Origin of the sequence: Psychrobacter sp. SHUES1, assembly GCF_001652315.1 — a bacterium.
In the GTDB taxonomy this organism is placed as follows: Bacteria; Pseudomonadota; Gammaproteobacteria; order Pseudomonadales; family Moraxellaceae; genus Psychrobacter; species Psychrobacter faecalis.
On record NZ_LXWA01000057.1, the window covers coordinates 21,602 to 28,020 of the forward strand.

Sequence of the window (6,419 nt, forward strand, 5' to 3'; positions counted from 1 at the left end):
TTAAATGCAAACCATGATACACTAAAAATACAAAAACTCTATGCGAGTATCTACAAACACAACCACAAACGCTACGTACGTTGTTGATATTAGTTAGTATGTAACCGATTATCTAACTAATGGCAGCGCGGCTGCAGGAGGCATAATGAAGCAACTACCATTAACCAAACAGCAATTAATCGCTGCTCTGATTTCATTGAGTTTGGGCAGTGTTGCACAAGCGGCACTTACCATTAATGGTAGTTCTAGCTCTGAGTCTAGTGCTCGTGTGAGCTGGGGCGGTGCCGACAGCTTATCTGAAGCACGTAAAATCATGTACAACAGCAGTAATAGCTCGGCGATTAAAAAAGTAGACAATGGTTACGGCGCCACCAATATTACTAATGCACACAGTTTTGGAAGTACCAATAATAATAACTTTAACAATACCAACAGCTATAACACCGCTTATCGTGGCGGTTTTAACAGCGGTAGTATGATTCCAATCAGTACCGATTCGCGCAGTGTTGCGGTTATCGATGCTGAAACCGGCGAATCTATCTACGAAAAAGCTGCTGATATTGCCCGTCCGATGGCAAGTATTACCAAAATTATGACAGCGATGGTGGTGCTAGACGCCGGTCTTGACATGCGTGAAGAGATTACCCTTGATCCAGAAGATTTCGTCGGTCCAAAACGCGCCAGCTCAAACCTTAAGTCAGGTGACCGTTTGAACCGTGCTGAGATGCTACTTATGGCATTGATGAAATCAGAAAACCCAGCTGCAAAAAGCCTAGCGCGTAACTATCCAGGTGGTTATAGTGCCTTTATGCGCGCTATGAACCGTAAAGCACAAGATTTGGGCATGACCACCGCTTTCTTCGGTGACCCAACGGGTCTTGATAAGCGTAATGTCGCTTCATCAAATGATCTCGTTAAAATGGTACGTGCAGCTGGTAACTACGATGTCATTCGTCGTTTTTCGACCACCAAAAGCTATGACTTTTATGTCTCTAACTACTCAAGCGGCAACCGTACCTATAAAGCTAACAATACCAGCAGCTTAGTGCGTGATGGTAGCTATCCAATCGGTATCTCAAAAACTGGCTTTATCAATGAAGCAGGGCGCTGCGTGGTGATGGAAACCCGCGTCAATAATCGTCCAGCGATTATCGTGATTTTGGGCGCAAACAGTTCAGCGACACGTTGGGGTGATGCTAAAAATATCTTAAACAGTTTGGCGACTCGCCGTACCGTATAAGCGTGCTATTTTAATATTGATGTGCAAGGCTGTTATGTAATATAACGGCCTTTTTATTGGGTCAAATTTGAGCTTGTTTGAGGAAAAATGATATGTTCCAAGCATCGGCTATGGCGCCCGCGCCCAGATTATACTTACTTACCAATGATGATGAATTCGCGCTGTTATATGCAAAATTGGAAGCAGCATTAGCAACAGGGCTGGTAGCATTATTGCAAATTCGCCGTAAAAAAACCTTACAATCAGCAAATGGCAAAGCAAAACTCTATGAGGAAGCGCGGCAGGTGGTCAGCTTAGCTAGAGCCTATAATGTCGATATTGTGATGAACGATGACACTGCACTTGCCAAAAAACTTGGTATCGGGGTACATTTAGGTCAACAAGATGGTGAGATAAATAACGCCAAAACTGTCCTAGCACCAAGTGAAATTATCGGACGAACTTGTCACGGCGATGTAGCGCTGATCAAACAAGCAAAAGAAGATGGCGCAAGCTATGCGGCGATGGGCGCTGTTTTTGCCTCAAACACCAAACCTAATGCCAATGTGATATCTCGCCAGCAGCTCATTGAAGGTTGTCAACAGGGGATCGATATATGCGTGATAGGGGGATTGACGGCGGAAAATATAACCGAGCTTTCGGGTTTGCCAATTACCTATGTGGCGGTCGTTGGCGATATTATGGATTTGCCTGTAGAGAAAATTGCCGCGCGTTGTCAGCAATGGCAGCAGGCGCTTAGCAGATGGCAAACGCCTGCTTGATTAGAAAGTTATATCAATTCTTTAATCTTTAAAGCTAACATTTATTTCAAGTAACATTATTTGAAATAGCCATTAAAAATTATTCTGCATGTTCCATACACAACGTGGCATATGGCAGCGCTTTCAAGCGTTGCTCTTCAATTTGTTTGCCGCACACTTCACATTCACCGTAGGTACCGTTTTCAATACGGCTTAGCGCGTTTTCGACGTAGATAAGGCTTTGACGCGCTTCATCCATCAAGCTTGCGCGCATGTCGTTTTGACGGTATGAGATGGCCTGATCTTCCCAATGTTCATTGAGGTCGTCTTGCGGGTTTTGAATATGGTCTTCGATTTTATCAATGCGAGTTTCATATTCTTCCTTTAGGTTTAGCAGGTCTTGTTTGGCAGTTTCAATATCAATACTCATAATTTTCTCCTGAGAAATTGTTTTCATTGTTAGGTTTATTATTCATTATCATCATAGGTTTTATAATAAGCCGCTTTCTTATAATGAGCGGTGCTTATCACAAACACTCTTTTACCATAGACAGCCTAACGATAAAGTACCACCACGAAATGTTACTGTTTTTAGTACATGTGATTACTATTGAAATTTGGCAGTTATATGGATTGATAATCTATAGCGCAAAATTTATCGCAGTTCTTTATAAGAGAAGACTAAAAACTGCTAGAATACACCGCTGAAATTCTTGCTTGGACAGTTCTATAACACCAAGTGCGAGAATGACCCATAATATACGTCTTAAAATGACTATTTCGTGAAAACGTTTTGCAGTTAGCAAACAGCCATATTGTAGATTAACCATAGATGATGCATAGGAGCAGGTAATGAATTTTTTGCGTATGAGTGAGCTGAGCTTAGCGGATAAAGTGGTATTGATTCGTGAAGACTTAAATGTGCCTATCAAAGATGGCAAAGTCGCAAGCGATGCGCGCCTGCGAGCCAGTTTGCCTACCATCAAAATGGCGTTAGAAAAGGGCGCGGCGGTGATTGTTTGCTCACACCTTGGTCGTCCGACAGAAGGCAGTCCTGAGGCCATCTATTCGCTTGCACCAGTTGCTGACTATTTAAGCGATAAGCTAGCTGCGCCAGTCAGCTTGAATAAAGACTATCTAACTCAAGGCGTGGCAATCAAGGCAGGCGAAGTCGTGCTGCTAGAAAACGTGCGCTTTAATAACGGCGAGAAGAAAAACGACGCAGCGTTGGCGCAAAAATATGCGGATTTGTGCGATGTGTTTGTCATGGACGCGTTTGGTACGGCGCACCGCGCGCAAGCGTCAACCGAAGGCGTGACCCAAGCGATGCATCAAGCGGGCAAAGTCGCTTGCGCTGGACCTTTATTGGCCGCTGAGCTTGATGCCTTAAGTATTGCGCTTGAAACGCCAGCCCAACCGATGCTTGCAATCGTTGGTGGTTCAAAGGTCTCGACCAAACTTGAAGTACTGCATAGCTTAGCAGAAGTATGCTCGCAAATTATCGTTGGCGGCGGTATTGCCAACACTTTTTTGGCAGCGCAAGGTCATAGCGTTGGAGCATCATTATATGAGGCGGAATTGGTCGATACCGCTCGTGATATTATGAGTAAGACTGAGATTTTATTGCCAGAGTATGTGGTCGTGGCCGATAAAAATGAGATTGATTTTGCGGACTTTACTGGCTCGTTACAGAAAGCTACCGCTACTATTAAGTCGGTCGATACCATCGGCGATAATGACATGATTTTAGACATCGCGCCAGAGAGCGCCAAGCAATTAGCGGCTGCTATCATTAAGGCAAAAACCATTTTATGGAATGGACCGGTCGGCGTATTTGAAGTCGATGCTTTTGGTCAAGGTACGCAAATCGTGGCAAACGCGGTTAAAGATAGCCAAGGGTTCTCGATTGCGGGCGGCGGTGACACGTTAGCGGCAATTGATAAATATCAAGTGGCTGATGGGGTCAGCTATATGTCAACGGGCGGCGGCGCGTTCTTAGAATTTGTAGAAGGTAAAGTGTTGCCAGCAGTCGCTGCTTTACAAATCAGCGAGTAATTGTTTCATCGTCATTTACCAATTAAGTAACATTAGACGTACAACTTATTATGAGCATCTGGGGTAGGCTATAAAAATAATAAAGTGACCATCGTGTTTGGTTTTATTGTTGTTTGGCCTGTCTGTATGAGAGCTGCAGGATAGAAGTGAGCGAGAAAGGTCACAGCTTATTATTAAGTAGTAATTATTTGTTTCCATACTGAAAATTATGATTGCATGCCCAATTTGTACTCTATAAAATAGCGAAAATCATGTATTTGGCATGCTTTATTTACGAGAGGTTTATTATGTTAAAACGTCATTTGTTACTTGCTAGTGTCCTTGCTGGTACCTTTGCAATTACTGCATGTAGCCAAGAAACACAAGATAAAACGGAAGCTGCTGCTGAGTCTGCTGGTGACGACGCTGCTGCTAACACAGAAGTTGCCGCTGCTGAAACAGAAGCCGCAGCTGCTGACGCTGAAGTTGCTGCCCAAAACGCTGGCACCGAAGTTGCTGATGGTGCTGAGACAGCTGGGGCTGCTGCGACTGACGCGATAGAAAATACTGGTGAAGCAGTTGTAGTTGGCGCAAATGAAGCCGTTTCCGCTACTGCTGGCGTGGTTGCTGATGGTGCCTCTGCTGTTGAAGAGAAAGCCAGTGAAAACGCAGTAGAAGCAGAACAACAGTACTAATTGATTGCTAAGCAGTTATGATTCATTCAAGTTATTTGATTTTAATAATTGACTTGCATGCATAGCGCTATAATAAATAGCGGTCTTATAAGCCTCGAAATACTAAAAAGCTTTGGTGATGACCAAGGCTTTTTGCGTTTTATGCATTGTTAAAAGTAAAGTATGCAATAGCATCATTCATCAATTAAACCAAAGCTGTAACCTCGATACAATCGGTATGCTCAATAAAACCGCAAGCTTAATCGAGCCTAATAATGTGAGCCTAATAAATAGTCGCTCAACCGCTACGAAGCGTGGGCAAAATTTGCTATAATCTGCGCGTGATAATTGCTAGTAAAAATCCTGCATTTTCCCAACTGTTCTATAGTGCTGCTTGTCGATTTACCTACCTTGCAGCGAGGATAGAACACTTGTAATCACCAAATCGTTACAAGTATTTATTTTAAAATCTAATCAGAGAGCGTTTTATGGCCTTAATATCTTTACGTCAACTTTTGGATCATGCCGCTGAGCACAGCTATGGTGTCCCGGCCTTTAACGTCAATAACTTAGAGCAGATGCGTGCCATCATGATGGCGGCCGACGCTTGTGATTCACCTGTCATCGTGCAAGCCAGTGCGGGCGCGCGTAGTTATGCAGGGTCAGCATTTTTACGTCATCTGATTATTGCTGCGATTGAAGAATGGCCGCATATTCCGGTGGTGATGCATCAAGACCATGGCATGTCACCTGCTATTTGCCAGCGCTCAATTCAGCTTGGTTTTTCATCAGTAATGATGGATGGCTCGCTCGGTGAAGATGGAAAAACGCCTATGGACTATGATTATAATGCCAGCGTGACCCGCGAAGTGGTGAAAATGGCCCACGCGTGCGGCGTTTCTGTCGAAGGTGAAATTGGTTGCTTAGGTAGCCTTGAGACCGGCATGGCAGGTGAAGAAGACGGCTCAGGTGCAGAAGGTGTATTGGATCACGAGCAACTATTGACCAGTGCTGATGAAGCCGAGCAGTTTGTTAAAGATACTAATGTCGATGCATTAGCCATTGCCATTGGTACCAGTCATGGCGCGTATAAATTTACTCGTCCACCGACAGGCGATATCTTATCGATTGAGCGCGTCAAAGAGATTCATGCGCGTATCCCGCATACTCACTTGGTGATGCATGGTTCGTCGTCAGTACCGCAAGAATGGCTAAAAGTTATTAATGAAAACGGCGGTGATATCGGTGAAACCTATGGTGTGCCGGTTGAACAAATCGTTGAAGCGATTAAGCACGGCGTCCGCAAAGTCAATATCGATACCGATTTACGTTTGGCATCAACGGGCGCTATCCGTAAATTCTTGGCAGAAAACCCTAGCGAATTTGATCCACGTAAATATTTCAAAGCCTCTATGGTTGCGATGTCAGATATCTGTACCAATCGTTTTCAAGCCTTTGGTTCAGCGGGTCAGGCGCATAAAATTCGTCCAATCAGCCTTGAAGGTATGGTCGATTTTTATAAATAAGTGTGGCCAAAAAAGCATGCTCATTGAGCCATAACAGCCGCTTATTTTTAGCGCAAACGCTATAAGCAGTTTTTATATTAAATCTTCTCTGCACACGACAAAAAAATCATCCCCACCCGATTTTCATAGGTTTAGGGGTTAAAAAGCTAACTAACTGTCGAAATACAGTCTTATCATTGTTAAAGAACACCAAGTGAAGGCCCTC

General features: G+C 43.9%; 6 protein-coding genes. 5 read left to right on the forward strand and 1 reads right to left on the reverse strand.

Translation table 11 applies throughout. The features are described from left to right. Window positions 1–145: 145 nt before the first annotated feature. Window positions 146–1,240 carry a serine hydrolase gene (locus A7325_RS08005; RefSeq protein WP_068406673.1) on the forward strand — a complete coding sequence of 365 codons (1,095 nt, stop codon included), beginning with the start codon at window positions 146–148 and terminating at the stop codon, window positions 1,238–1,240. Window positions 1,241–1,332: 92 nt separating this feature from the next. Next, window positions 1,333–2,001, forward strand: a complete 669-nt coding sequence (locus tag A7325_RS08010; protein WP_068406675.1) for a thiamine phosphate synthase — start codon at window positions 1,333–1,335, stop codon at window positions 1,999–2,001. Window positions 2,002–2,080: 79 nt separating this feature from the next. Here A7325_RS08010 and A7325_RS08015 read toward each other — a convergent pair whose 3' ends face one another. After that, window positions 2,081–2,410, reverse strand: coding sequence for a TraR/DksA family transcriptional regulator (locus tag A7325_RS08015; RefSeq protein WP_068406677.1), 330 nt, complete (start codon window positions 2,408–2,410; stop codon window positions 2,081–2,083). Window positions 2,411–2,832: 422 nt separating this feature from the next. Here A7325_RS08015 and A7325_RS08020 point away from each other — a divergent pair, with 422 nt between their 5' ends. The 3 genes from A7325_RS08020 to fba all read left to right on the forward strand — a co-directional run bounded on the left by A7325_RS08020 (window position 2,833) and on the right by fba (window position 6,214). Further along, window positions 2,833–4,035, forward strand: coding sequence for a phosphoglycerate kinase (locus A7325_RS08020; RefSeq protein WP_068406680.1), 1,203 nt, complete (start codon window positions 2,833–2,835; stop codon window positions 4,033–4,035). A gap of 287 nt (window positions 4,036–4,322) precedes the next feature. Further along, window positions 4,323–4,709 carry a hypothetical protein gene (locus A7325_RS08025; RefSeq protein WP_068406683.1) on the forward strand — a complete coding sequence of 129 codons (387 nt, stop codon included), beginning with the start codon at window positions 4,323–4,325 and terminating at the stop codon, window positions 4,707–4,709. 467 nt (window positions 4,710–5,176) lie between these two features. Continuing rightward, complete coding sequence (gene fba, locus A7325_RS08035; protein WP_068406687.1) at window positions 5,177–6,214, forward strand: class II fructose-bisphosphate aldolase; 1,038 nt, start codon at window positions 5,177–5,179, stop codon at window positions 6,212–6,214. The last annotated feature ends 205 nt before the right edge of the window (window positions 6,215–6,419 follow it).

Coding starts and splice junctions, on each gene's coding strand:
- A7325_RS08005 (WP_068406673.1), top strand. CDS start 146: ATGAAGCAACTACCATTAACCAAACAGCAATTAATCGCTGCTCTGATT.
- A7325_RS08010 (WP_068406675.1), top strand. CDS start 1,333: ATGTTCCAAGCATCGGCTATGGCGCCCGCGCCCAGATTATACTTACTT.
- A7325_RS08015 (WP_068406677.1), bottom strand. CDS start 2,410: ATGAGTATTGATATTGAAACTGCCAAACAAGACCTGCTAAACCTAAAG.
- A7325_RS08020 (WP_068406680.1), top strand. CDS start 2,833: ATGAATTTTTTGCGTATGAGTGAGCTGAGCTTAGCGGATAAAGTGGTA.
- A7325_RS08025 (WP_068406683.1), top strand. CDS start 4,323: ATGTTAAAACGTCATTTGTTACTTGCTAGTGTCCTTGCTGGTACCTTT.
- fba (WP_068406687.1), top strand. CDS start 5,177: ATGGCCTTAATATCTTTACGTCAACTTTTGGATCATGCCGCTGAGCAC.